Annotated in this window: 19 protein-coding genes and 1 pseudogene; 12 read left to right on the top strand and 8 right to left on the bottom strand. The window is 70.3% G+C overall.

The window, feature by feature from the left end:
- Position 1: 1 nt before the first annotated feature.
- Positions 2-376 (bottom strand): 5-carboxymethyl-2-hydroxymuconate Delta-isomerase, encoded by a 375-nt coding sequence (locus OG896_RS29610; protein ID WP_329370240.1) that lies wholly within the window; start codon positions 374-376, stop codon positions 2-4.
- A gap of 223 nt (positions 377-599) precedes the next feature.
- On the opposite strand from OG896_RS29610, the gene glnII reads away from it, so the two are divergent.
- Together glnII and OG896_RS29600 are read left to right on the top strand one after the other, a co-directional pair.
- Positions 600-1,619: a glutamine synthetase gene (gene glnII / locus OG896_RS29605; RefSeq protein ID WP_328463203.1), complete on the top strand. Its 1,020-nt coding sequence runs from the start codon at positions 600-602 to the stop codon at positions 1,617-1,619.
- Between the two features lie 158 nt (positions 1,620-1,777).
- A complete protein-coding gene (locus OG896_RS29600) occupies positions 1,778-3,898 on the top strand; it encodes a hypothetical protein (protein ID WP_329370237.1) in 2,121 nt (706 codons plus the stop codon).
- Between the two features lie 48 nt (positions 3,899-3,946).
- On the opposite strand, the gene OG896_RS29595 is transcribed toward OG896_RS29600, so the two are convergent.
- Positions 3,947-4,483: a GNAT family N-acetyltransferase gene (locus OG896_RS29595; RefSeq protein WP_329370236.1), complete on the bottom strand. Its 537-nt coding sequence runs from the start codon at positions 4,481-4,483 to the stop codon at positions 3,947-3,949.
- A gap of 804 nt (positions 4,484-5,287) precedes the next feature.
- On the opposite strand from OG896_RS29595, the gene OG896_RS29590 reads away from it, so the two are divergent.
- From OG896_RS29590 to OG896_RS29565, 6 genes are all read left to right on the top strand, one after another.
- Positions 5,288-6,583 (top strand): extracellular solute-binding protein, encoded by a 1,296-nt coding sequence (locus tag OG896_RS29590; RefSeq protein ID WP_329370234.1) that lies wholly within the window; start codon positions 5,288-5,290, stop codon positions 6,581-6,583.
- Positions 6,584-6,709: 126 nt separating this feature from the next.
- Positions 6,710-7,708 carry a carbohydrate ABC transporter permease gene (locus OG896_RS29585; protein WP_402445287.1) on the top strand — a complete coding sequence of 333 codons (999 nt, stop codon included), beginning with the start codon at positions 6,710-6,712 and terminating at the stop codon, positions 7,706-7,708.
- A gap of 13 nt (positions 7,709-7,721) precedes the next feature.
- Positions 7,722-8,627, top strand: coding sequence for a sugar ABC transporter permease (locus OG896_RS29580; RefSeq protein WP_329370233.1), 906 nt, complete (start codon positions 7,722-7,724; stop codon positions 8,625-8,627).
- 150 nt (positions 8,628-8,777) lie between these two features.
- The gene (locus tag OG896_RS29575) at positions 8,778-10,601 is read left to right on the top strand and encodes a glycoside hydrolase family 13 protein (protein WP_443057173.1); all 1,824 of its coding nucleotides are present in this window, start codon (positions 8,778-8,780) and stop codon (positions 10,599-10,601) included.
- 34 nt (positions 10,602-10,635) lie between these two features.
- On the top strand, positions 10,636-11,676 hold the full coding sequence (locus OG896_RS29570; RefSeq protein ID WP_329370231.1) for a LacI family DNA-binding transcriptional regulator: 1,041 nt from the start codon (positions 10,636-10,638) through the stop codon (positions 11,674-11,676).
- A gap of 89 nt (positions 11,677-11,765) precedes the next feature.
- The gene (locus OG896_RS29565) at positions 11,766-12,677 is read left to right on the top strand and encodes a phosphatase PAP2 family protein (protein ID WP_329370229.1); all 912 of its coding nucleotides are present in this window, start codon (positions 11,766-11,768) and stop codon (positions 12,675-12,677) included.
- A 102-nt stretch (positions 12,678-12,779) separates the two neighbouring features.
- On the opposite strand, the gene OG896_RS29560 is transcribed toward OG896_RS29565, so the two are convergent.
- Together OG896_RS29560 and OG896_RS29555 are read right to left on the bottom strand one after the other, a co-directional pair.
- Positions 12,780-15,794: a bifunctional [glutamine synthetase] adenylyltransferase/[glutamine synthetase]-adenylyl-L-tyrosine phosphorylase gene (locus OG896_RS29560; protein WP_329370227.1), complete on the bottom strand. Its 3,015-nt coding sequence runs from the start codon at positions 15,792-15,794 to the stop codon at positions 12,780-12,782.
- A 94-nt stretch (positions 15,795-15,888) separates the two neighbouring features.
- The gene (locus tag OG896_RS29555) at positions 15,889-16,566 is read right to left on the bottom strand and encodes a histone deacetylase (protein WP_329370225.1); all 678 of its coding nucleotides are present in this window, start codon (positions 16,564-16,566) and stop codon (positions 15,889-15,891) included.
- A gap of 123 nt (positions 16,567-16,689) precedes the next feature.
- On the opposite strand from OG896_RS29555, the gene OG896_RS29550 reads away from it, so the two are divergent.
- Positions 16,690-17,124, top strand: a complete 435-nt coding sequence (locus OG896_RS29550) for an Asp23/Gls24 family envelope stress response protein (RefSeq protein ID WP_329370223.1) — start codon at positions 16,690-16,692, stop codon at positions 17,122-17,124.
- An 88-nt stretch (positions 17,125-17,212) separates the two neighbouring features.
- Here OG896_RS29550 and OG896_RS29545 read toward each other — a convergent pair.
- Both OG896_RS29545 and OG896_RS29540 read right to left on the bottom strand, forming a co-directional pair.
- A pseudogene (locus OG896_RS29545) lies at positions 17,213-17,299 on the bottom strand (glutamine synthetase); the annotation flags it as partial.
- Between the two features lie 134 nt (positions 17,300-17,433).
- Complete coding sequence (locus tag OG896_RS29540) at positions 17,434-19,230, bottom strand: ATP-dependent nuclease (RefSeq protein ID WP_329374363.1); 1,797 nt, start codon at positions 19,228-19,230, stop codon at positions 17,434-17,436.
- Between the two features lie 183 nt (positions 19,231-19,413).
- Between OG896_RS29540 and OG896_RS29535 the strand changes: the two genes are divergently transcribed.
- Positions 19,414-19,881: a GntR family transcriptional regulator gene (locus OG896_RS29535; RefSeq protein WP_329370220.1), complete on the top strand. Its 468-nt coding sequence runs from the start codon at positions 19,414-19,416 to the stop codon at positions 19,879-19,881.
- Positions 19,878-20,447 carry an HD domain-containing protein gene (locus OG896_RS29530; protein WP_329370219.1) on the top strand — a complete coding sequence of 190 codons (570 nt, stop codon included), beginning with the start codon at positions 19,878-19,880 and terminating at the stop codon, positions 20,445-20,447. The genes OG896_RS29535 and OG896_RS29530 overlap by 4 nt, the downstream gene beginning before the upstream one ends.
- Here the strand turns inward: OG896_RS29530 and OG896_RS29525 are convergent.
- Both OG896_RS29525 and OG896_RS29520 read right to left on the bottom strand, forming a co-directional pair.
- Complete coding sequence (locus OG896_RS29525; protein WP_329370217.1) at positions 20,435-20,908, bottom strand: NUDIX domain-containing protein; 474 nt, start codon at positions 20,906-20,908, stop codon at positions 20,435-20,437. The two genes, OG896_RS29530 and OG896_RS29525, sit on opposite strands and share 13 nt — an antisense overlap.
- A gap of 3 nt (positions 20,909-20,911) precedes the next feature.
- Complete coding sequence (locus tag OG896_RS29520) at positions 20,912-21,670, bottom strand: XRE family transcriptional regulator (protein ID WP_329370215.1); 759 nt, start codon at positions 21,668-21,670, stop codon at positions 20,912-20,914.
- A gap of 747 nt (positions 21,671-22,417) precedes the next feature.
- Between OG896_RS29520 and OG896_RS29515 the strand changes: the two genes are divergently transcribed.
- Positions 22,418-22,864, top strand: a complete 447-nt coding sequence (locus OG896_RS29515) for a protein kilB (RefSeq protein ID WP_329370213.1) — start codon at positions 22,418-22,420, stop codon at positions 22,862-22,864.
- Positions 22,865-22,914 lie beyond the last annotated feature (50 nt).

Raw genomic sequence — 22,914 nt, 5'->3', positions numbered from 1 at the left:
GTCATGAACTCACCGCCGGCGTCTCGTGGCGGGCGTACGTCTCGCTGTCCAGCTCCCGTACGTCGACCGACATCTGGAGCTCCGCGGCCGGCAGCGGCGGGACGGAGTCGCGCAGCAGTTCCAGCACCGCCTCGGCCAGCTCCCGCCTCACCTGCGGGGTGCGGCCGGACAGGATGCCGGCCTGCACGTGGACCATGGCGTAGCCCGGTGATCCGTCGGCGATGTACGTCTCGTCGAGCCGGACGAAGCGGGTCTTGCAGCCCGCGGCCCGGCCGCCGGCGATCCGCACGAGGGCTTCGTGCAGGCCCTTGGCGAAACGGGGTCGGTCGAAGGTGTCGGCGAGTTCGGCGGAGTACTCCACGATGCTGTGCGGCATGTCACCGACCCTACCCGGGCCGGGTGCCGGCCCGGGTAATGCGGGCACCCTCTGGGACGGGCGGGGCGGATGAGGAGGTTCCCGCTGGTCACGGCGGTCAGTTCACACGTGGTTAACACCTGGGCAACGGATGGGAAAACCGCCGTTGGGACGCTGCGTACCGGCCCGATCAGCGCGGCTCGGGGCCGCACCCGCGCTCACGTTCGTTAAGGATGGCGTCACCGTGACCTACAAGGCTGAGTACATCTGGATAGACGGCACCGCGCCGACGGCCAAGCTCCGCTCGAAGACGAGGATTCTCGCCGACGGCGCCGAGCTGCCGATCTGGGGCTTCGACGGCTCCAGCACCAACCAGGCCGAGGGTCACGCCTCGGACCGCGTACTCAAGCCGGTCGCCACCTTCGCCGACCCGATCCGCGGCGGCGACGACAAGCTCGTGCTGTGCGAGGTCTTCGACATCGACGGCACCCCGCACGAGTCCAACACGCGCGCGGCGCTGCGGGAGATCGCCGAGAAGTTCGCCGACCAGGAGTCGCTGTTCGGCATCGAGCAGGAGTACACGTTCTTCCAGGGCTCGCGCCCGCTCGGCTTCCCGGAGAACGGCTTCCCCGCGCCCCAGGGCGGCTACTACTGCGGCGTCGGCGCCGACGAGATCTTCGGCCGCCCGGTGGTGGAGAAGCACCTCGACAACTGCCTCGCCGCGGGCCTGGGCATCTCCGGCATCAACGCCGAGGTGATGCCGGGCCAGTGGGAGTTCCAGGTCGGCCCGCTCAGCCCGCTGGAGGTCTCCGACCACCTGTGGGTGGCGCGCTGGCTGCTCTACCGCACCGCCGAGGACTTCGGCGTCTCCGCCACCCTCGACCCCAAGCCCGCCAAGGGCGACTGGAACGGCGCGGGCGCGCACACCAACTTCTCCACCAAGAAGATGCGCGAGAACTACGAGGCGATCATCGAGGCCGCCGAGGCGCTGGGCCGCGACGACAAGCCGCTGGAGCACATCAAGAACTACGGCCCCGGCGTCGAGCACCGCCTCACCGGCGCCCACGAGACCGCCCCGTGGAACGAGTACAGCTACGGCGTCTCCAACCGCGGCGCGTCGGTGCGCATCCCGTGGCAGGTCGAGGTGGACCAGAAGGGCTACATCGAGGACCGCCGCCCGAACGCGAACATCGACCCGTACGTGGTGACGCGGCTGATCGTGGACACTTGCGGCAGCGCGTTGGAGAAGGCCGGCCTGGTCTGAGACCGGGTCCGTACCACTCCGGCCCGCGAGGGGGCGCCTCCGCCGAACCGGCGGGGGCGCCCTTGCCGTTGTCCCTCCGGCGTCCCGCCGCCGCGGCGCTCACACGATCGGGTGACGCCGCCGGGTGACCATCGCACTGACGGCTCGTTCGACACTGCGTGAAGACGCAAGCGGCATCCGAGACCTCCGCATCCTCCCGCGGCTCGTCCGCCACCGTGTCGGTGGCGCAGGCCGAGGCGGCCCTGATCGAGCACTACCCGCGGCTGGTACGGCTGGCCTACGTGACGCTGCCGGCCGGCCTCGGCAAGCACCGCCGGGCGATGGCCGCGCACCGGCTGGTGCAGTCCGCGCTGCCGACCTCGCCCGCACCCTCGCGGCAGGGCGGCGCGTACGGGGTGCTGCGGGTGCGGGTGCTGCGCGCGGCACTGGAGTTCGGCGACCAGGGCCGGCTGCGGGCGGCCCTGGAGGGCGTACGGATGCCACGGGTGGTGGGGCTGCGGGCGCACCCGCAGGCGGGCGGTGACGGGGAGTTGGCGCTCTACCGCGCGCTGTCCGCGCTGCCGGCCCCGGCCCGGGCGGCGTACGCGCTGATGTCCGCGGAGGCCCTGGGCGAGCCGGACGCGCGCGGCGTGCTGGACGCGGCGGGCGTGAGCGACCCGCGCGAGGCGGTACGGGCGGCGGCCGGCGTCCGCATCCCCGCGCAGGCGGCCGCGGGCGGCACCGGTACGGGCGCCATGCCGGGCATGGTGACCGGGGTCGTGACGGGTGCGGGCGTCGACGCCGGTCCGGGCCTGGACCTGGGCCTGGGCAGCGGCGCGTTCACCGGTGCCGGGACCCGCTCCGGCACGACGGCGGCGGGCCCGGCCGCGGGCCGACGGCTGATGGCGTCGGGCGAGTTCGACGCCTGCACGCTGCAACTGCGCCCCACCGACCTGCTGCGGCGCCGCCGCCGGGGACGGATCGGCGGCGGCGCGGCCGCGGTGGTCGCCGCCGGCGCGCTGCTGTTCGCGATCGCCGGCAGCGGCTCCTCCTCGCAGCACTACGCGGCTTCCGGCACGCCCGCCGCCGACCCGCACGCGCTGGACCCGGCCTCGCTGGTCCGGGTGCCGGCCACCCAGTGGAAGGCCACCGCCCGGCTGGACTTCTCGGCCTGGCCGGCGCGCGGCAACCGTACGAAGGACACCGCGCTGCTCGGCCGGGCGCTGTCGGTGTGGGCGAACCCCGGGGCGTCGGTGGACGTCAGCTCCACCGCGGGCACCCCCAGGAGCGGCCCCGCGCAGCCGCCGCAACTGCTCTTCGCCGGGGACGAGGACGCCGCGACCGTGGTGATCTTCTACGACGGGCTGCGGGTGGTGCGCTACGCCCAGCCGAGGACCGGTTCCGGCCGGGCCGCGCTGGACTTCGCGCAGGCCGAGGACGCGGATCTGACCACGTCGGCGGCGCTGCTGGTGGACCGGGTGGACGGCAACGCCCGCTTCCTGACCGCGCCGTGGGTGGCACAGACGCAGGTCAGGGACCTGTTCAAGCCGGACCAGGCGGCCACCGACCTGCACCGTTCCGCGGACGGCGTGACCGACCCGGTGCCGATGCCGGGCGCGGGCGCGACCGCGGGGACCACCGGTTCCGCGGCGTGCGGGACGACCTGGCCGGTGATGCAGTTGCGCTCCTCCAGCTCGATCGCCGAGAAGCACTCCTTCCTGCTCACCGACCTCGGCGACCTCGCGCCGGTGCACCTCACGTACACCCCGCCGCCGTCCGTGGGCGAGGCGGCGCCGCCGGTGGAGGCCACCGGGCCGAAGGCGCTGGTGAGTTGGGCGCACAGCGCGTGCCGGCTGGTCGAGCTGCGCGGGCAGGGCGTGAAGGCCGTCAACGACTGGGAGTTCGCGGACACCGCGCTGCCCGAGGGCGCGGGCGACGCGTCGTGGACGTGCGACCGGGCGGACACCTGGCGGGGGCCGGGCATCGCGCTGGTCCAGTTCGTGCCGCCCGCCGCGAAGGCCGACGAACTCGGCACGCTGGCCGGGCAGCAGGCCGACGGGAACGCGTGCAGCCGCTTCGACCAGCATGTGATGGCCGGGGTGATGTGGAAGTCGCCCGCGGACCACTGGTACCTGCTGGCGGCCGGCAGCCGTGACACCGCGTCGATCAGGGCGACGCACGGGGTGAACGCCACGTCCGAGGGGCCCTTCCTGGCGACCCCGGCCGCGCGCGGCACCCGTGCGGCCCTCACCGGGCGCCTCACCGACGGCAAGCCGCTGGCGCCGCTGGGCAACGACTAGGACGGGCCGGGGCCGGGCGAGCCGAAAGGGGCCGGAGCCCGGGTCGGGCTAGGACGGCTGGGAGGGCGCCGGGCTCGGGGTCAGGACCGGGGGCTGGGCCGGGAGTTGCGGCACCAGGAGCCGCATCGTCACGTGGTCGTCGTCGCGGCCGTCCTCCTCCCAGCCCTGCCGGGCGTAGAAAGCGCGGGCGCGGGCGTTCGGCGCGAAGACCTCCAGGCGGGCCACGGCGACCTTGGCGGCCTGCCACTCGGCGACGCACGCCTGGTGCAGCGCGGTGCCGGTGCCGGTGCGCCACACCTCGGGGTCGATGTGGAAGTGGAACAGCTCGTCGCCGTCGAACCGGGCGCCGAGCACCGCGAACCCCACGATGTGATCCTGCCGCGTCGCGCACAGCACGGTGCGCTCCCGCGAGACGATCGCCTGCGCGGTCCCCGCCCGCTGCCGCTCCAACTCGGCCGGCCCGCTGTAGACCTCACTCGCCAGGTGTCCCCCGTAATACGTGGCCCTGGCTCGGGCGTGGACTCCACAGATCTCGTCCAAATCCTCGATCGAGGCGTGCCGGATCTCGAGTTGCGGGGTGCTCATGGGTACATGGACGCGCAAGATGCCCCAAAGGTTCCCCCACCCGGGGCATGGGTGACACGCCTCACTTGCGACGCCCCCGTGAAGGTCGTGCCCGCAACACGCAGCCCCTGTGCGGATGTTGTGCAGACCCCGCTCCCCGGAAAGCTCACAGCGAGCTCCCTTCGGCTCTTTCCGGCCAGGAAGTTGGCCGATTCATCCGGTCAAATCACTCCATCGGGTGATCAACTCCCGATCAGCAGCTTGCATCCGAACGGCTCTCATATGGTCACTCCATGGTCACTTCCCGACACGAAGCGTCGCATCGCATATTCCAGGACCGCCCCGAACTCCTCACCCCCGTCTTCGGCATCCTCGGCGTGCGGATTCCGCACCAACCGGCGATCGAGGTCCTGCCGACCTCAGCACCGTCGACGAACTCTTCACGAACGCCGGCTGAGCCGGACTCACCCACCAACCCTGCACACCCCCTTCGCCGGACCCGGGCTTGGCCTCGGTCCGGCGGAGGTGTTCGAGGGGTGGGGTGGGGCGGCAACCGGGTTGCTGCAAAAGGGCGTAAGCGTTTTCGGGTGGGCAGGACGCGGAGGGGTCGCCGGGGGCGCCGTCGGGGGCCGGGAGCCCTCGGGTGGGGGCGGAGGGGCGGTGGATCGGCGGTGCAGGCTCTTGCAGAAAGTTTCTTGCAGCCTCTTTCGCAAAGTGTTGCACCGCTGTTACGGTCCTGCCCAGCCCGAGCGGAAACGGCCTGTGGGTGGGGTCGTTCGACGTCGGATCGGGTGAACGGGCACTTCCCTCATCAAGGAGTCAGGTATGCGACGCGGCATATCCGTCGTGGCGATGGCCGCGGCCATCGTCCTCGGTGCCACCGCCTGTGGCGGCGGCAGTGGCAGTGGCAGCACGCAGGACAGCGGCAAGGCGAAGGACCCCGCCCAGGTGTCGGGCACGGTCACGTACTGGGACACCTCCGACGCGAAGGTCGAGGCACCGGCGTACAAGGCGCTGATCTCCGGCTTCGAGAAGAAGTACCCCAAGATCAAGGTGAACTACCAGAACGTGGACTTCACCACCGTGGAGCAGAAGTTCAAGACCGCCGCGCAGAGCGGCAAGGGCGCGCCCGACGTGATCAGGACCGACGTCGGGCTGATCCCGGAGTACGCCTCGCTGCACTACATCGCGCCGCTGGACGGCACCACCGCCCTCACCGACACGGGCGACTTCGTGGCCGGGCCGCTCAACACCACGAAGTACGAAGGCAAGTCGTACGCCGTGCCGTCGGTCACCGACACCCTCGGGCTGCTCTACAACAAGAAGCTGTTCGCCCAGGCCGGCATCGCCAAGCCCCCGACCACCTGGGACGAGATGGTCGCCGACTCCGCGAAGATCAAGGCGAAGACCGGCGTCACCGGCACCTACATGAACCCCGACTCGTACTTCCTGCTGCCCTTCCTCTTCGGTGAGGGCGCCGACCTGGCCGACCCGTCCGCGAAGAAGGTCACCGTCAACTCCCCGGAGGCGGTCAAGGCCGTCACCGAGGCGAAGAAGATCTACGACACCTCCTCGCTGAAGATCGACTTCGCCAACGCCTACGACAACATGCAGACGTCGTTCAAGACCGGCAAGGTCGCCATGCTGATCCAGGGCCCCTGGTCGGTCGGCGACGACCTGACCGGCTCGGCCTTCAAGGACGGCGGCAACCTCGGCTACGCGTCGGTGCCGGCCGGCTCCACCGGCAAGCCGCTCGCCCCGACCGGCGGCCAGGACCTGGCCGTCTACCAGGGCTCGAAGAACCTCCCCGCGGCCTACCTGTTCACCCAGTTCATGACCTCCACCGCCAGCCAGGAGCAGATCGCGGTGAAGAACGGGACGCTGCCCACCCGCACCTCGGCGTACACCGCCGACGTGCTGAAGAGCCCGCAGATCGCCGGGTTCAAGCCGATCCTGGACACCGCCCGGCCGCGGGTCGCGCTCCCGCAGGTCGGCAGCCTGTTCACCCCGCTCCAGCAGGAGTACATCAAGATCCTCCAGGGCAAGGCCACCGTCCAGGGCGGACTGGACGACGCGGCCAAGCAGTTCGGCAAGCTGCTGCCGGACTACTCGGTGCAGTAGCACCCACCGGCTCCGGGCCGGCCGGCCGGGGTCTCGCCCGCCGCAGCACGCGGCGGGCGGGCCCACGCGCCCGACCGGCCGGCCCGGTCCTCCACCCGCCCCAGGCAACGACAGAGCCGAGGAGAGATGACCACCGCCACCGTAGAACGGGCCGAGCGCCCCGGCCGCCCCGCGCGGTCCAAGGAGCCCAGGCAGGGCCTGCTGACGTCGATCGCCCGCTCCTGGGACAAGCACTGGTACGCCTGGGCGATGGTCGCCCCCGTGGTGATCGTCCTCGGCGTCCTGGTGCTGTACCCGCTCGGATACGGCGTCTACCTGTCCTTCACCAACGCCACCGCGCAGAACGTCGCCACCGACATCGGCCCCGTGCACGTGCCGGCCAGCTACCACTTCGTCGGCCTGCACAACTACTGGCAGATCATCTCCGGCCAGGACGGCGACTTCTACCCGCGGCTGGAGTGGACGGTGATCTGGACCGTCGCCTGCGTCGGGATCACCTACTCCATCGGGCTGGGCATGGCGGTGCTGCTCAACCGGCCGATGCGGTTCCGGCTGCTGTACCGGCTCGCGCTGATCCTGCCGTGGGCGGTGCCCGCCTTCGTCGGGGTGTTCGCCTGGCGGCTGATGTTCAACTCGCAGTACGGCGTCTTCAACGACGTCATCAACGTCGTCGGGCTGCCGTCCCAGGACTGGCTGGGCACGCCGTTCGCGCAGAAGGTCGCGGTCATCATCGTCAACGTCTGGTGCGGCGTGCCGTTCATGATGGTGGCGATCCTCGGCGGCCTCCAGTCGATCCCGGGCGAGCTCTACGAGGCCGCGGAGATGGACGGCGCCTCCCCGTTCCAGCGCTTCACGAACGTGACGGTGCCCGGGCTGCGCCCGGTGACCAGCACGGTGATCCTGCTGAGCACCGTGTGGACGTTCAACATGTTCCCGATCATCTACCTGCTGCTGGGCAGCAACACCAGCGGCGACACCGACATCCTCGTGACGTTCGCCTACGAGAAGGCGTTCGTCGGCATCTCCGACTACGCCGGCGCCGCGTCGTACGGCATCGTCATCCTGCTGATCCTGGTGGCCTTCTCCACCTTCTACCGCAGCCGCATCAAGACCGAGCAGAGCTGAGGAGCCGTCACCCATGAGTGCCACCATTCAGCGCGGCCGGAACCCGCGCAGCCCGGTGCGGCCCGGCCGCGGACAGGACGGCCGCACACCGCGTGGCCGCGGAGAGCGCGGCACGGGCGCCTCGCTCGCCCTGCACGCCACCCTGATCGCCGCCAGCGCCGTCGCGGTCTTCCCGGTGCTGTGGATCGTCTTCATCTCGCTCGGCCCGGACAGCGCCTGGCAGCAGCCCGGCCAGGTGATCCACCATCTGGGCCTGGACAACTACCGGTTCGTGCTGCTGCACAGCGGCTTCCCGCACTGGATGCTCAACTCGGTGATCGTCGCCGGCGCCACGATGCTGCTGGGCGTGTTCATCGCGGCCAGCGCCGGCTACGCGATCTCCCGGATGAAGTTCCCCGGCCACCGGCAGCTGATGTGGATCTTCCTGGTCACCCAGATGTTCCCCGTCGCGGTGCTGATCGTCCCGCTGTACAACCTGATGGCCCGGCTGGACCTGCTCGACAGCTACCTCGGCCTGGTGCTGGTGTACTGCACCATCGCCGTGCCGTTCTGCGCGTGGATGCTCAAGGGCTACTTCGACACCATCCCGCGGGAGATCGACGAGGCGGGCCGGATGGACGGCCTCAGCCCGTTCGGCACCTTCTGGCGGCTGATCCTGCCGCTGGCCCGGCCGGGCCTGGCGGTCACCGCGTTCTACAGCTTCCTCACCGCGTGGGGCGAGGTCGCCTACTCCAGCCAGTTCATGAAGACGCACTACACCCTGGCCGCGGGACTGCCCACGTACGCGTCCAGCATCCGCGCCAACTGGGGTGCGATGACCGCGGGTTCGGTGCTCATCGCGATACCCGCGGCCGTCGTTTTCCTGCTCGTCCAGCGTCACCTGGTCACCGGTCTGACGGCCGGCGGCACCAAGGGCTGACGCGCCCAGCACCCCGCACCCGACCCGGACCCAGCGCCCGGCACCCCGACCCCGGACCCCGGGCCCCGCATCAGCGCCCGGCACCCCGGACGCACACCCGCGCACGTCCGCACGCCACTTAGTCGTTCCCCCGAACCCCAAAGGGAATCAATGAGCCAGCACCTCACCGACGCGCCCAGCACCGCCGCCGCGACCGACGCAGACGCCGGGCGCGGAGACTGGTGGCGCGACGCGGTGATCTACCAGGTCTATCCGCGCAGCTTCGCCGACGGCAACGGCGACGGCATGGGCGACCTGCCGGGCGTCACCGCCCGGCTGCCCTACCTGCGGGACCTCGGCGTCGACGCGGTGTGGCTGTCGCCGTTCTACGCCTCCCCGCAGGCCGACGCCGGCTACGACGTCGCCGACTACCGCGCGGTCGACCCGATGTTCGGCAACCTCACCGACGCCGACGACCTGGTGCGCGCCGCGCACGCGCTGTCCCTGCGCGTCATCGTGGACCTGGTGCCGAACCACTGCTCCGACCAGCACGAATGGTTCAAGCAGGCGCTGCGCGAGGGCCCGGGCTCCGCGGCCCGCGACCGCTTCCACTTCCGCGCCGGCAAGGGCGCGCACGGCGAACTGCCGCCCAACGACTGGGAGTCCATCTTCGGCGGCCCGGCCTGGACCCGCGTCACCGAACCGGACGGCACCCCCGGCGCGTGGTACCTGCACCTGTTCGCCCCCGAGCAGCCGGACTTCAACTGGAACCACCGCGCGGTGCACGACGAGTTCCGCTCGGTGCTGCGGTTCTGGCTGGACCTGGGCATCGACGGCTTCCGGATCGACGTCGCGCACGGCCTGGTGAAGGCCGAGGGCCTGCCCGACATCGGCCACTCCGGCCAGGTGGCGCTGCTGGGCACCGCCGCGATGCCGTACTTCGACCAGGACGGCGTGCACGAGATCTACCGGGACTGGCGGCAGATCCTGGACGAGTACGGGCCGGTGGGAGCGGCCGGCGGTCGGGAGCGGATCGCGGTCGCCGAGGCGTGGACGCCGACCATCGAGCGGGCCGCGCTCTACCTGCGCCCCGACGAGCTGCACCAGGCGTTCAACTTCGAGTACCTGACCGCCGGTTGGAGCGCGGGCGCGCTGCGCGAGGTGATCGACCGGTCGCTGCACGCGATGGGCGCGGTCGGCGCGCCCGCGACCTGGGTGCTGTCCAACCACGACGTGACCCGGCACACCACCCGGCTCGGCAACCTCCCGCCGGTCAGCGCGGGGCAGAACCCCGAGGCGCCGCCGACCCAGTTGCGCACCCCGGGCGACCGCGCGCTCGGCCTGCGCCGGGCCCGCGCGGCGACCTTGCTGATGCTGGCCCTGCCCGGCTCGGCCTACCTCTACCAGGGCGAGGAGTTGGGGCTGCCCGACGTCACCGACCTGCCTGACGAGGTGCGCCAGGACCCGTCGTTCTTCCGCGCGGCCGGGCAGGACGGCTTCCGTGACGGCTGCCGGGTGCCGATCCCGTGGTCGGGCGGGGCCGCGCCGTACGGCTTCGGGCCGGCCGAGGGCGGGCCGAGCTGGCTGCCGCAGCCCGGGCAGTGGGCCGAGCTGAGCGTCGAGGCGCAGACCGGCGACCCCGACTCGACCCTGGAGCTGTACCGCGCCGCGCTCGCGGTGCGCCGCGACCACCCCGCGCTCGGCGCCGGCACCGCCGTGGACTGGCTCGACGCGCCCGAGGGGGTGCTCGCCTTCCGCCGTGACGCGACCGGCGGCGCCTTCGTCTGCACCCTCAACCCCACCTCCTCCCCGGTACGGCTGCCCCGGCCGGGACGGCTGCTGCTGTCCAGCGAGGGACCGGCCGCGGCACCGGACACCCGGCGCCCGGACACCCGGCGACCCGACCCGCTGGGTACCGACGGCGACCCGATTACCGGAGGTTCGGGCGAATTCGTCACGATCGCCGCCGACACGGCAATTTGGTGGGCGATCTGACATGGCGGTGTTCCGCCCCGTAGCATCCGGTGCTGTGACCGCGCGGCTCGCAGACATCGCAGCCCAGGCGGGGGTCAGTGAGGCGACGGTCAGCCGGGTGCTCAACGGCAAGCCAGGTGTTTCCGCGGCCACCCGTGAATCCGTGCTGGCCGCGCTGGACCTGCTCGGGTACGAACGCCCGGTCCGGTTGCGGCAGCGCAGCGCCGGCCTGGTCGGGCTGATCACGCCCGAGTTGGGGAACCCGATCTTCCCGGCGATGGCGCAGGTCATCGGCCAGGCGCTGACCCGGCAGGGCTACACCCCGGTGCTGGCCACCCAGACCCCGGGCGGCTCCACCGAGGACGAACTCGTGGAGATGCTGGTCGAGCGCGGGGTGGCGGGCATCATCTTCGCCTCCGGCCTGCACGCCGACTCCACCGCCGACACCGAGCGGTACGCCCGGCTCAAGGGCCAGGGCGTGCCGTTCGTACTGATCAGCGGCCACTCCGACAAGATCGACGCGCCGTCGGTGTCGGTGGACGACCGCGCCGCGGTCCGGCTGGCCGTCACGCACCTGGCCGCGCTCGGGCACCGCAGGATCGGCCTGGCCGTCGGGCAGAAACGGTTCGTGCCGGTGCAGCGGAAGATCGAGGGCTTCCTCGCGTCCATGGGCGACGTGCTGGGGCTGTCCGCCGACGACGCCCAGGCGCTGGTGCAGCACTCGCTGTACACGCTGGAGGGCGGGCAGGCCGCGGCCGGCGCGCTGATAGCCGACGGCTGCACCGCGATCGTCTGCGCCTCGGACATGATGGCGCTCGGCGCGATCCGTGCCGCCCGGCAACTGGGCCACACGGTGCCCGGCGACATCTCGGTGGTCGGTTTCGACGACTCCCCGCTGATCGCCTTCACCGATCCGCCGCTGACCACCATCAGGCAGCCGGTTCCCGCCATGTGTCAGGCCGCGGTGAACGCGCTGCTGGAGGAGATCGGCGACAACCCGCCCCCGCACAGCGAGTTCGTCTTCATGCCCGAACTGGTGGTCCGCGGCTCGACGGCCGCCGGACCCGCCGACCGCGGGGCGCCGGCGGGCGGTTGACCGGTGGCGGTCGGGCACGACACGCGGGATGTCCGGTTCAGCGGGCATGGCACCCGTTTGACCGGCCGGGTCTGGCAGACTGGTGTCCCATGGGGGAATCGACCGCCAACACCGCCAAGTCGCTGAAGGACCGTCGTACCGACCCTTCGGACGCCGCCGGAAACGGCGCCGGGCGGGGCGCGGGCGGCGCCTATCGGGCGCCCGGCCCCGGCTGGTCGCCCGGCGCGCTGCTGCACCGGCTGCGCACCCCGCGCCGGCCCCGGCTCTGGTTCGAACTGGTGCTGATCGGCGTCAGCTACTGGGTGTACTCCCTGATCCGCAACGCGGTCCCCGCCGAGCGCAGCACCGCGCTGCGGCACGCCGCCGACGTGTGGAGCTTCGAACGCCACCTCGACCTCGGCATCGAGCACAGCGTCAACCATGCGCTGAACTCGGTGACATGGCTGATCGTGGGGATGAACTACTACTACGCCTCACTGCACTTCGTGATCACCATCGGTGTGCTGGTGTGGCTGTACGTCGCCCACCCCGACCGCTACGCGCCGCCCCGGCTGGTGCTGTTCGCGACCACCTGGCTGGCGCTGATCGGCTTCTGGGCCTATCCGTTGGCCCCGCCGCGGCTGCTGGCCGGCGCCGGCTTCATCGACACGGTCGCCGTGCACCACACCTGGGGCTCGCTCTCCCAGGGCAGCCTGGCGCACGTGTCGAACCAGTACGCGGCGATGCCGTCGATGCACATCGGCTGGTCGCTGTGGTGCGGCGTCACCGTCTTCAACCTGGCCAAGCGGAAGTGGGTGCGGGTGGTGGCCCTGCTCTACCCGCTGTTCACCCTCACGGTGATCATCGCCACCGGCAACCACTTCTGGCTGGACGCGATCGGCGGCGTGGTCTGCCTCGGCGCCGGCTACGGCCTGGTGTGCCTGCTGTACGGACGGTGGGTGTACCACCTGCCGCGGTCCTGGGAGCAGCAGTTGGAGGAGCAGCACACCGCGAAGCGCTGACCGAGGCAGGCCCTGAGCGCGGCAGGCCCCGGGCCCGGGGCTTCAACCCGAAGGTCCCGAACCCGCAGGTCCCGCACCCCTCCCGCTTGCGCCCGATCCGCGTCACGCCTCGTAGAACAGCCGCTCCACCACCGCGCGGGCGCGGCGGGTACGGCGGCGGTAGTCCTCCAGCATGTCCCCGACGTGGCCGGCCGGGTAGCCGAGGTAGCGGCCCACCGCGGCCAGCTCCCGCCCGTCGCCGGGGAAGGTGTCGCCGGGGCGGCCGCGGACCAGCATCACCGCGTTGCGCACCCGCGTCGCCAGCACCCACGCCTCGTCCAGTATCCGCAGGTCCGGCTCCGCGATCAGACCCTCGGTGTGCGCGGCGGCCAGCGCGTCCCGGGTGCCGGTGGTACGCAGCGACGGCAGCCGGGCGCCGTGCTGGAGTTGGAGCAGCTGCACCGTCCACTCCACGTCGGACAGCCCACCGCGGCCGAGCTTGGCGTGGGTGGTGCGGTCGGCGCCACGCGGCATCCGCTCGCTCTCCATCCGCGCCTTGAGCCGGCGGATCTCGCGCACCGCCTCCTCTTCGAGACCGTCCTCGGGGTAGCGCAACGGGTCTATCAGCGCGATGAACCGCTCCCCCAGCTCCAGGTCGCCGGCCACCGGGCGGGCCCGCAGCAGCGCCTGGCTCTCCCACCCCAGCGACCAGCGCCGGTAGTACGCCTCGTACGACGCCAGGCTGCGCACCAGCGGGCCGGACTTGCCCTCCGGCCGCAGGTCGGCGTCGATCAGCAGCGGCGGGTCGGCGGTGGGGATCTGCAGCAGCCGGCGCAGCTCGTTGGCGACGGCGATCGCGGCCCGGCCGGCGTCGCCGCTGTCGGCGCCCTCGCGCGGCTCGTGCACGAACATCACGTCGGCGTCGGAGCCGTAGCCGAGTTCGCGACCGCCGAAGCGGCCCATGCCGATCACGGCGAGGCGGGTGGGCAGCGGGTGGGCGTCGCCGCCGGTGACCGCGTTGACCGCGGCCCGCAGCGCGCCGGCCACGGTGGCCGAGGTCAGCCCGTACACGGCGGTGCCGACCCGGTCGACGAGGACGGCCGGGTCGAGCGGGCCGTCGGACTCCTCGTCGTCGCCGTAGGTGTCGATCAGGTCGCCGGCGGCGGTGCGGAACAGCTCGCGGCGGCGGACCCCGCGCACGGCCGCGATGGCCTGCTCGGGGCTGTCCGCGCGGCCGACGGCGGCCAGCACCTCCTGCTCAAGCGCCAGGTGGTCGCGCGGGATCAGGCCGTCCCTGGAGCCGAGCAGGGCGACCGCCTCGGGGGCGCGCATCAGCAGGTCGGGGGCGAGCCGGCCGGAGGAGAGCACCCGGGCCAACCGCTGGGCGGCGGCGCCCTCGTCGCGCAGCAGCCGCAGGTACCACGGGGTCTTGCCCAGCGCGTCGGAGACCTTGCGGAAGCCCAGCAGCCCCGCGTCCGGGTCGGCGGAGTCCGCGAACCAGCCGAGCAGCACCGGCAGCAGGGTGCGCTGGATCGCGGCCTTGCGGCTCACCCCGCTGGCCAGCGCCTCCAGGTGGCGCATCGCCGCGACCGGGTCGGCGTAGCCGAGCGCCTGGAGCCGGGTCCGGGCGGCGTCGGTGCTCAGCCGCGTCTCGTCGCTGTCGAGTTGGGCGACGGCGTCCAGCAGCGGGCGGTAGAACAGCTTCTCGTGCAGCCGCCGCACCTCGCGGGCGTGCCGCTTCCACTCCCGGTTGAGGCTCTGCACCGGCTCCGCGCGAAAGCCCAGGCCCCGGCCGAGCCGGCGCAGTCCCGCCTCGTCGTCGGGCACCAGGTGGGTGCGGCGCATCTTCTGGAGCTGGATGCGGTGTTCCATCAGCCGCAGGAAGCGGTAGGCGGCGTCCAGCGCGGCGGCGTCGGCGCGGCCGACGTAGCCGCCCCGGGCCAGGTCGGCGAGCGCGGTGAGGGTGGTGGCGCTGCGCAGGCTCGTGTCGCTGCGGCCGTGCACGAGTTGGAGGAGCTGCACCGCGAACTCCACGTCGCGCAGCCCGCCGGGGCCGAGCTTCAGCTCCCGCTCGACCTGCGCGGCGGGGATGGTGTCGACGACCCGCCGGCGCATCTCCTGCACGTCGGTGACGAAGTTCTCCCGCTCGGCGGCCTGCCACACCATCGGGCGGATCGCGGCGACGTACTCGGCGCCCAGCGCGGCGTCCCCGGCGACCGGCCGCGCCTTCAACAGCGCCTGGAACTCCCAGGTCTTCGCCCAGCGGTGGTAGTACGCGACGTGGCTGCTGAGGGTGCGCACCAGCGGGCCGTTCTTGCCCTCGGGCCGCAGGTTGGGGTCCACCGGCCAGATGGTGCCCTCGGCGGTGGTGTCGGAGCAGATGCCCATCATCCGCACGGCCAGCCGGGTCGCGGACCGCAGCGCCGCGGTGTCGTCGGCGGTGCCGTCGCCCTCGGCGGCGTCCTCGGCCGGTTCCGCGACGAAGATGACGTCCACGTCGGAGACGTAGTTCAGTTCGTGGCCGCCGCACTTGCCCATCCCGATCACCGCGAGCCGGCAGGCCGCCGCGTCCTGCGGCAGCTCCGCGGCGGCGATCGCCAGCGCGGCCCGCAGCGTGGCCGTCGCCAGGTCGGCCAACTCCGCGGCGGTACGCACCAGGTCGTTGGTGCCGCAGACGTCCCTGGCCGCTATGCCGAGCAGGCACCGCCGGTACGCCGCGCGCAGCGCGTCCGGGGTGCGGACGGCGGCCAGCCCCTCCTCGAACTCCTCGACCCCCGGGTGCAGGTCGCGCGCCTCGTACGTCACCAGGGCGTGCCAGTCCTCGGGGTGCCGGGCCAGGTGGTCGCCCAGCGCCTCGGAGGCGCCCATCACGCCCAGCAGCCGGTCCCGCAGCGGTTTGGCGCTGGTCACGGTGTCCAGCAGGGTGCGGCGCTCGCCCGGGTCCAGTGCCTCGGCGAGCCGGACCAGGCCGAGCAGCGCCTGGTCGGGGTCGGCGGTGGCGCCGAGCGCTTCGAGCAGCACCGGGTCACCGCGTACGCCCGCCAGCACGTCGTCCTCCAGCAGGCGCTCGGCGGTCGCGGCATCGGTGAAGCCGTGCCGCAGCAACCGGGAGAAGGTACTGCTGCGTCGCCCCTGCATCGGCCCTCCCGGGGGTCACCACACTCAACCCGCACTACAACCCGCACTCACCGCACGGCCAACGGCCGCACCCGCTCCAGTCGCCCTTCCGAGCCTAGCCGTCCGGCGGGCCCGGGGCGCCCTGCGGGGCCTGCGGGTTCGCCGGATCGACCTGCCGCGCGGGCACGAGTACCCCGTCGCGCGCGATCCAGTGCCCGGCCGCGCCCGGACGTGCGGCGAGGTAGCGCGCGATGTCCGAGGCACGCCGGCCGCCCGCCTCGCGCAGGCCCGCCGCGAGGTGGTCGAGGTAGGCGGCGGACGGCACCGTCCACGGCACCTCGGCCATCGACCAGGGCGCGGTGAACGTCAGCAGCGGCACGCCGTCCAGCGAGCCGGCCCGCACCAGCGTCTCGTAGCGGCCCGGACCCAGCCGGTCCCGCCCGGTGGCCAGCACCCGCGTGAGGTCGAGGTCGCGGCCGGGCTCGGCGTACATCTCCTGTGCGGCGATGTCGGAGAACTGGCCGACGGTGATCAGGTGCGCGCGGGCCAGGGCGCGGCCGGGCGTGTCCGGGTCGTAGAAGGCACGGCCGCCGCCCCACACCGGGGAGTGCGTCGCGAAGTACACGGTGCCGGGCAGCTCCCACGGCACGGATCTGGCCGGCGGCGCGGCGTCCCGGCACCCCGGGTAGGCCCGCGCGCCGCCCGCCGGACGGCCCCCGACCAGGTACCGGGTCAGCCGGGCGAGATGCGTGTTCGAGCCGTAGGAGACGTACCAGACCGTGTGCGCGCCCATCCACCCAGTGTGACCCGCGCGGACCCTTACGGCATCAGAGTGGCACGGGTGCCGGTGCGGGTTCACAGTGGTAGGGAGCCCGCATTTCGTCAGCGAGCAGTCGAGAGGGAAGGGGCTTGCCCCATGACAACCGCGGAGAGCACTGCGAAGACAGCACCCGGGCGCAAGAAGGACACCGCCGGGAAGACGACGATCGCCAACACGGTGGTGGCCACCATCGCCGGGATCGCCACCCGGGAGGTCGAAGGGGTTTACGCGATGGGCGGCGGCGCCGCTCGTGCCGTGGGGGCGGTCCGCGACCGCGTCTCCCGCTCCGACGACCACACCCGCGGGGTGAAGGTCGAGGTCGGCGAGGAGCAGGCGGCCCTCGACATCGACGTGGTCGTCGACTACGGCACGCACATCGCCGAGACCGCCTCCGACATCCGGGGCAGCGTCACCAGCGCGGTGGAGCTGATGACCGGACTCGAGGTCGTCGAGATCAACATCAACGTCCGCGACGTCCACGTCCCCGGCGAGGACTCCGACACCGACGAGGACGAGGGCCGCGTCCGCTGACCCGCCCCCGGGCACCCCTGTCCTGCCACCCCCGGAGCACCGCCCTAAGGCGGGCCCGGGGGCGCCTCGCTCAGTCGCCGACCTGCGGTTACAGGTTCGGCAGGTTCTTCCGCAGCTCGAACGCGGTGACCTCGGAGCGGTACTCCTCCCACTCCTGCTTCTTGTTGCGCAGGAACTGACGCCGCGCCCTGCCCACCTGCCCGACGACGACCGCCCGGCCGCGTGACCTGCGGCGGAGCGGTCGTCGTTGGTCGTTGTCGGTCGCCCGTGGCTGACGCCTGACGGCCCATGGACGGCCCCGACGGCGGATCATCTCGGTAGATTGGCTCTTCTGCCCGGATCGCGATCAAGCAGTGCCACACAGCGCAGAATGTGTTCACGGGCGGGACGTTCTCGATGCGCACCCGACGCCAAGGCTGCTGATAGCCATGCCGGTCCCTTGGCCACTGGCAAGCTAGGAGCGAACCCCTCAAGTTCCCCAACGGTCACAAGAACGATTCCCAAATCATCCAATGCACCGATAAGCTCTTGAGCCGCCGGAGCGGACTGTCCACGAAATGCGAGCTCCCCGTACTTCTTCAATTCCGCCCACGGGCTTTCTTGGATACGGAGCTGAACGCTCAATTCAGCTTTAGCCTTAGCGTCAAATGGCTCGCTCTCGCGCCCAGCGAACACGGAATTCACGGCCGCCACGACGTGGCCCACGGTGACCGGAGTTCCTCGCTGCCCCCTAAACTGGGCCGTCGCAATATCATAGCTATGACGAAGAAGCCCCCAGTCCCCACCGACAGCGCTCACAAGTCGTGAAATATTCGCTTCGTCATTCAATATATCAATATCTGGAATGACGACAGTTGGCACATGGATGGATCGCAGCGCGCCCGCCAGCTTATGCATTGCCGACTTACCATAAGCGGGCACAAATAGCACATCGGTGGCGGGAATTGGAATTTCAGAAACTGGTTCGTGCTCACCCAAAGCAGCGGAGTAGAAGCGGCAATCACGATCCGACTCGCCAATCACCGTAAGTCTATGGAACAGTGAATCCAGCACGTTAGTGTATTTCAGCAGAGGATCGCTCCACAACTCTCTAATTTCATCTACAGCGAGTTGGTGAGCCGTCGATTCTCCACCCTGACTCCGATCCAACCTAACCACCGTCGTATCTACGCTGGACGCCAGGATGCCAGTTAGCAGATTTTTATCATGCGTTGCCAGGACTACTTGAATTTTCTTCTCTTTAGCGATTCTGCCCAGGATGCGCCCCAGCGCGTTGGCTTGCGGCGGATGCAGGAACGCTTCTGGCTCGTCGATGAAAACAATAGGACGAAGCGCGGAGATTAGCGGAAGGAGGAGACCGATTAGGCTCTTCATACCTTCTCCTTGCTCATTCAGCGGAGGGAGACTTGCCACGCTCATTCGGTACTCACGAGTGACAGCGTCAGCAGGCGGCGCCTTCAAATCTACAGCCCCCACCCTCAATTGGATCATCTTAGCCATTGAATCGAGCGTCAATTCTTGCCTAAACACCTCCCTACAGATCCCCTTGATCTCCTCCAATAGCTCCAGGGAGTCTTCAACTCTATGGATAGGAGTGAGCGCGGGCGAGTCAATATTATCCCGCATTTCTTGAGGTTGGACGAAACCCACCCTCTGCCATGGATCGCCAAATAGCGCAAAAAGATCAAAAAGATCAGAGAAAGTGTCGGGTTCTTGCCCACGGAACTGATACATAAGGCGGACGCTGTGTTCATTTACCGGTCCAGAACCGCCAAAGTGAACCAACCCGCTCCTATAATATAGGCCGTGATTCTCGACAAGCCAGGCTGCGCAGTCCCGAACACTCCCGGCGATATCCACCTCAACTTCGGAAACCAATCGCCAGCGATCAATATTCCGAGCCTGCCCTACTCCGCGACGCAGATACTCACTCGACTGCCTCAGGAACGTCGACTTTCCTACATTATTTCCCCCGACGATAACAGTGACTCCCGTTTTCGGAGTTTCAACCCGAAATCCATTCGAGAGCAAAATCGATTCAATCGATACGGAGAAATCATCGGCGTTTCCGTCGGCGAGGTCCGGAGGTAGCGCGCCAGCTTCCATGTCCACTCCAGTTTCTCCGACCCCACGAGTCATCCAACTCCCAGGGGTAACAATCCTGCGATCCATCAAGCATCTCCGAGAGCAACTACTCTTTCACATGAGAGGGAGCGAACAGCAAGGAATTGTCAACTAGACACCTACGGAGGGAAGCTAGACGCGACCGGGACCAACGAAGGGAGCATCATGTCTGATCGGGTCAGCCCGCGCGGCACCTACAAGAAGGTAGCCGACGCCCTTAGGAGTCGAGTCCAGTCAGATGTCACCGTGACCGAGCTACCCTCCCATGCTGAGATCGTTCATGAGTTCGATGTGTCACGTGGTGTGGCGATCCGGGCAGTCAATCTACTCAAGGAGGAGGGGTTGGTTGAGTCAGTTCCCGGCTTGCGTTGGCGCGTCGTGAGGGGTGACCGGCAGCCACCCCCACGTCTATTGATGGATCGGATCGCTGAGGTCATCACCGAGGATGGACTGACGGTTGGTGCGTCCTTCCCCAGCACCGCCGCGCTGTGTGAGCGTTTTGGCATGTCGCGGCCGACCGTGCGGCGGGCGCTGGACAAGTTGGAGGCGCAGGGGTTGTTGAGTGCGGGCAGTCAGGGGAAGGTTCGGACTGTGCTTGCTCTGCCGGGCCGGGAAGGGACTGCGAAGCCTTGAGCGATGGTGGACTGACCGCGTGGGCGTATCCGCTCGCTGAGTCGTTGCTCGCCGATGCGTTGCCGCGGCGGTGGGCGCACGTGCAGGGGGTTGCCGCGCGGGCGCGGACCCTCGCGCCGATCCTCGGGGCGGATGCGGAGCTCCTGGAAGCCGCCGCCGTGCTGCACGACATCGGTTACGCGCCGGACTTGGTGAAGTCCGGGCTTCACCCGCTGGACGGGGCCCGGTACCTGCGTGAGGTCGCGCACGCCGACGAACGCGTTGTGCGGCTGGTGGCGCACCACTCGTGTGCGTGGATGGAAGCCGAAGCCCGCGGGCTGGTTGCCGAGTTGGGCGAGTTCGCGCACGGGGCACCGGAGTTGGACGACGCTCTGTGCTACTGCGACATGAACACCACCCCGGACGGGACACCGACGAACCCGATCGACCGGATCAACGAGATCACGAGTCGGTACGGGCCGGAGAGCCTGATCGGGACGTTCATCCGGCGCGCCGAACCCGAGATTCTGGCCAGCACGGCGCGCGTGCTCGAACGGGTCGCCGCGGTGAAGCGTCAGCCGATGTAGGTACCGGGGCGGGACCGGTCAAGGGCGTGGTCGATGCGCATCCGCATCGTGGGGTGCACGTCGTAGTTCGGCAGGTCGGCGATTGGCACCCACCGCACTTGTACGGTCTCGCTGCTCGTACGCAGTTCGCCACCGACCGGCTGGGCGCGGAAGCACAAGCTGAACTGCTGCCGTGCCTCGCCGTCGTCGTACAGCATGATGTGCCCGGGGTCTGTGTAGACGCCCGACAGGTCTGTGACCTCGACATCGAGCCCGGTCTCTTCCCGTACCTCCCGGCGTACGGTGTCGCCGATCGACTCCCCCAAGTCGTGACCGCCGCCCGGCAGGGCCCAACGGCCATTGTCCGAGCGCTGGATGAGAAGCACGTCGCCCGCATCGTTCTGGACCAGGGCGACCGCGCCAGGGTGCACCGAGTTGGCCGGCGGGGCGGCGGGGTCGTGCAGGAAGTCGGTGCGTCCCATGGCTCAAGCTCCCGTGATGTCGTGCTCAGTGACTTCGCGGGCTGCGGCCCACGTCTGATCGATGCTATTCGCGTACGTGTCGAACAGGCCGCCCCCGGGGAGGCGCCGCAGGTGGAGCACTGGCGCCATGTACGCGCCGATGCCGTAGACGTGCGTGTTCACCAGCACCTCGTCATCCGCTCTGAACAGCGAGTTGTACAGGGTGGCGTCGTGCAGCCGAAAGTCGATGTCCGGGTGGCTGGCTGCCAACGGGCGGTAGTTGAACAGGGCGTTGCGGATCTTCCCGTCCATGATCCCGTGCCCCTCGTCTATCCCGCGCTGCCGCACGGCTGAGCAGCCGGGGTCCCCGAGCAACAGCCGGATCTGAACTCCCCGCTCGACCTTGGTCTTGAGCAGGTTGAGGAAGAGCGGGTCTTCGGAGAGCCACAGGCCGGCGTATACGAGCACGTCGATACGCCGTTCGGCCCGTCCGAAGATCTCGCGCCACAGGCCGGCGGGCACCGTGTGCCGGTGCGGGTACACGGTAACGATCTCCGCCCTGCTGAGGTCCGTAGCGGACTCGACCGCCCGGGAGTCGTCCCACAGCGTCGTGACATCGACCTTCAGCAGTGCCGCGGTGGCGTACTGGTGGCGCCGGTACGGGACTTTGCCCTGTGTGATCCAGCGTTCAACCGTCTTCGGGTTGACCTCGATCGCGTCGGCGAGGTCGCCGACGGTCATGCCCTGCGCGAGGAGGGCTGACCTTAACCGCTCGTTGGACATCGCTACCCCCGATGGGACGTCTAGGGACGTCTCGACGGTAGCCAGATGCACCCGAGCTGTCCATGGGCGAGGTAACGAACGCCCCTCACCTGGGGCGACTCTGATGGTGCGCCAGGAAGTCCCGGCGCGAAGCCAAGGAACTCAGTCGAGTGACTTGACACGAAGGCAATGCAGTACATGTAATACATGTACTGCATTGCAGCGCCTGAGGTTCCTCGGGTGAAGCAGAGGGCGGGGACGCTGCAATCCCGCTAAAGGCCAGGTGGAACAGGGCTTCGGCCCGTACTGGCGAGGTGGCCCGGCGACCGCGAGCAACGGCCGGAGTGTGGGGACCGCGGTCCCCCTTGCAGTGCTTCACCCCTGTCCCTTCGGCCGAGAGGAGATCCGCCGATGAGCCGTCGATGTACCTGGGGTGCCGCCGGGAACTGACCAGCCGGCCGCAGCCCTTCGCGTCGTTGCGTGGTGCCGAGAAGGCGGGATAGCCGCCGGCATCGCGAGTGCACGTCGAGCGCGCACGGGCCGTTCCGCCCTCGTCCTTCTGGGATCGGGGGCGGCGCAGTCCGTGGCTGCTCGAACGATCAGCCGAAACGAGCGCAGCGCCCGGGTGGCCGCCCGGGCGCTGCTGTACAGGCACCGCTTGGAGGTCCCTGTGTTGTTCATCATCGGGCTTACGGACGCCGACCGGGAAGAGCTGTCCCGCAGGGTGGCCGAGGCCAACAAGCGCTCCGAGCAGGGACGGGGGCGCTGATGTTCAGTGCCGTCATCGCGGTCATCGGGACCCTGGCTGGGTCCGTGGTCGCCTACATTTTGCAGGAACGAGCCGGCCGTGCGGCCCGGGCCGACGCGCGCGCCGCCGACCAGGCCAAGGAGCGGCTTGCGGCGCTCACCGCTCTGGTGTCCGCGCTGGCGGATCACCGCCGGGCGATGTGGGTTCGTGAGGACCTGCGACTGACCGGCGACGCTCCCGAGGCGTATGCGGCTGCGCGGGCCGAGAGCCACGCCACCCGCGCCGCGATCACCGCACCGTTGACCATGCTGGCGATCCTCGCCCCCGAGTTGGCCCCTGTGGCCCGCGAGGCGGCCGATGCCACCTACGCCCTGCGCGGTGCCCCGGACCCCGATGCGCTCACCGCCCGCCGCACCGAGGCCATCGCCGCGGTGGACCGGCTGATTGCCGAGGGCGCCCGGAACTGACCCCGCACCACCAGCCCCGGCCCCGCCCGTGCGGGGGCCGCGACGACGCC

The sequence above is a fragment of the Streptomyces sp. NBC_00669 genome (assembly GCF_036226785.1).
Lineage (GTDB): Bacteria > Actinomycetota > Actinomycetes > Streptomycetales > Streptomycetaceae > Actinacidiphila.
This window is presented reverse-complemented; position numbering and strand designations above follow the sequence as displayed.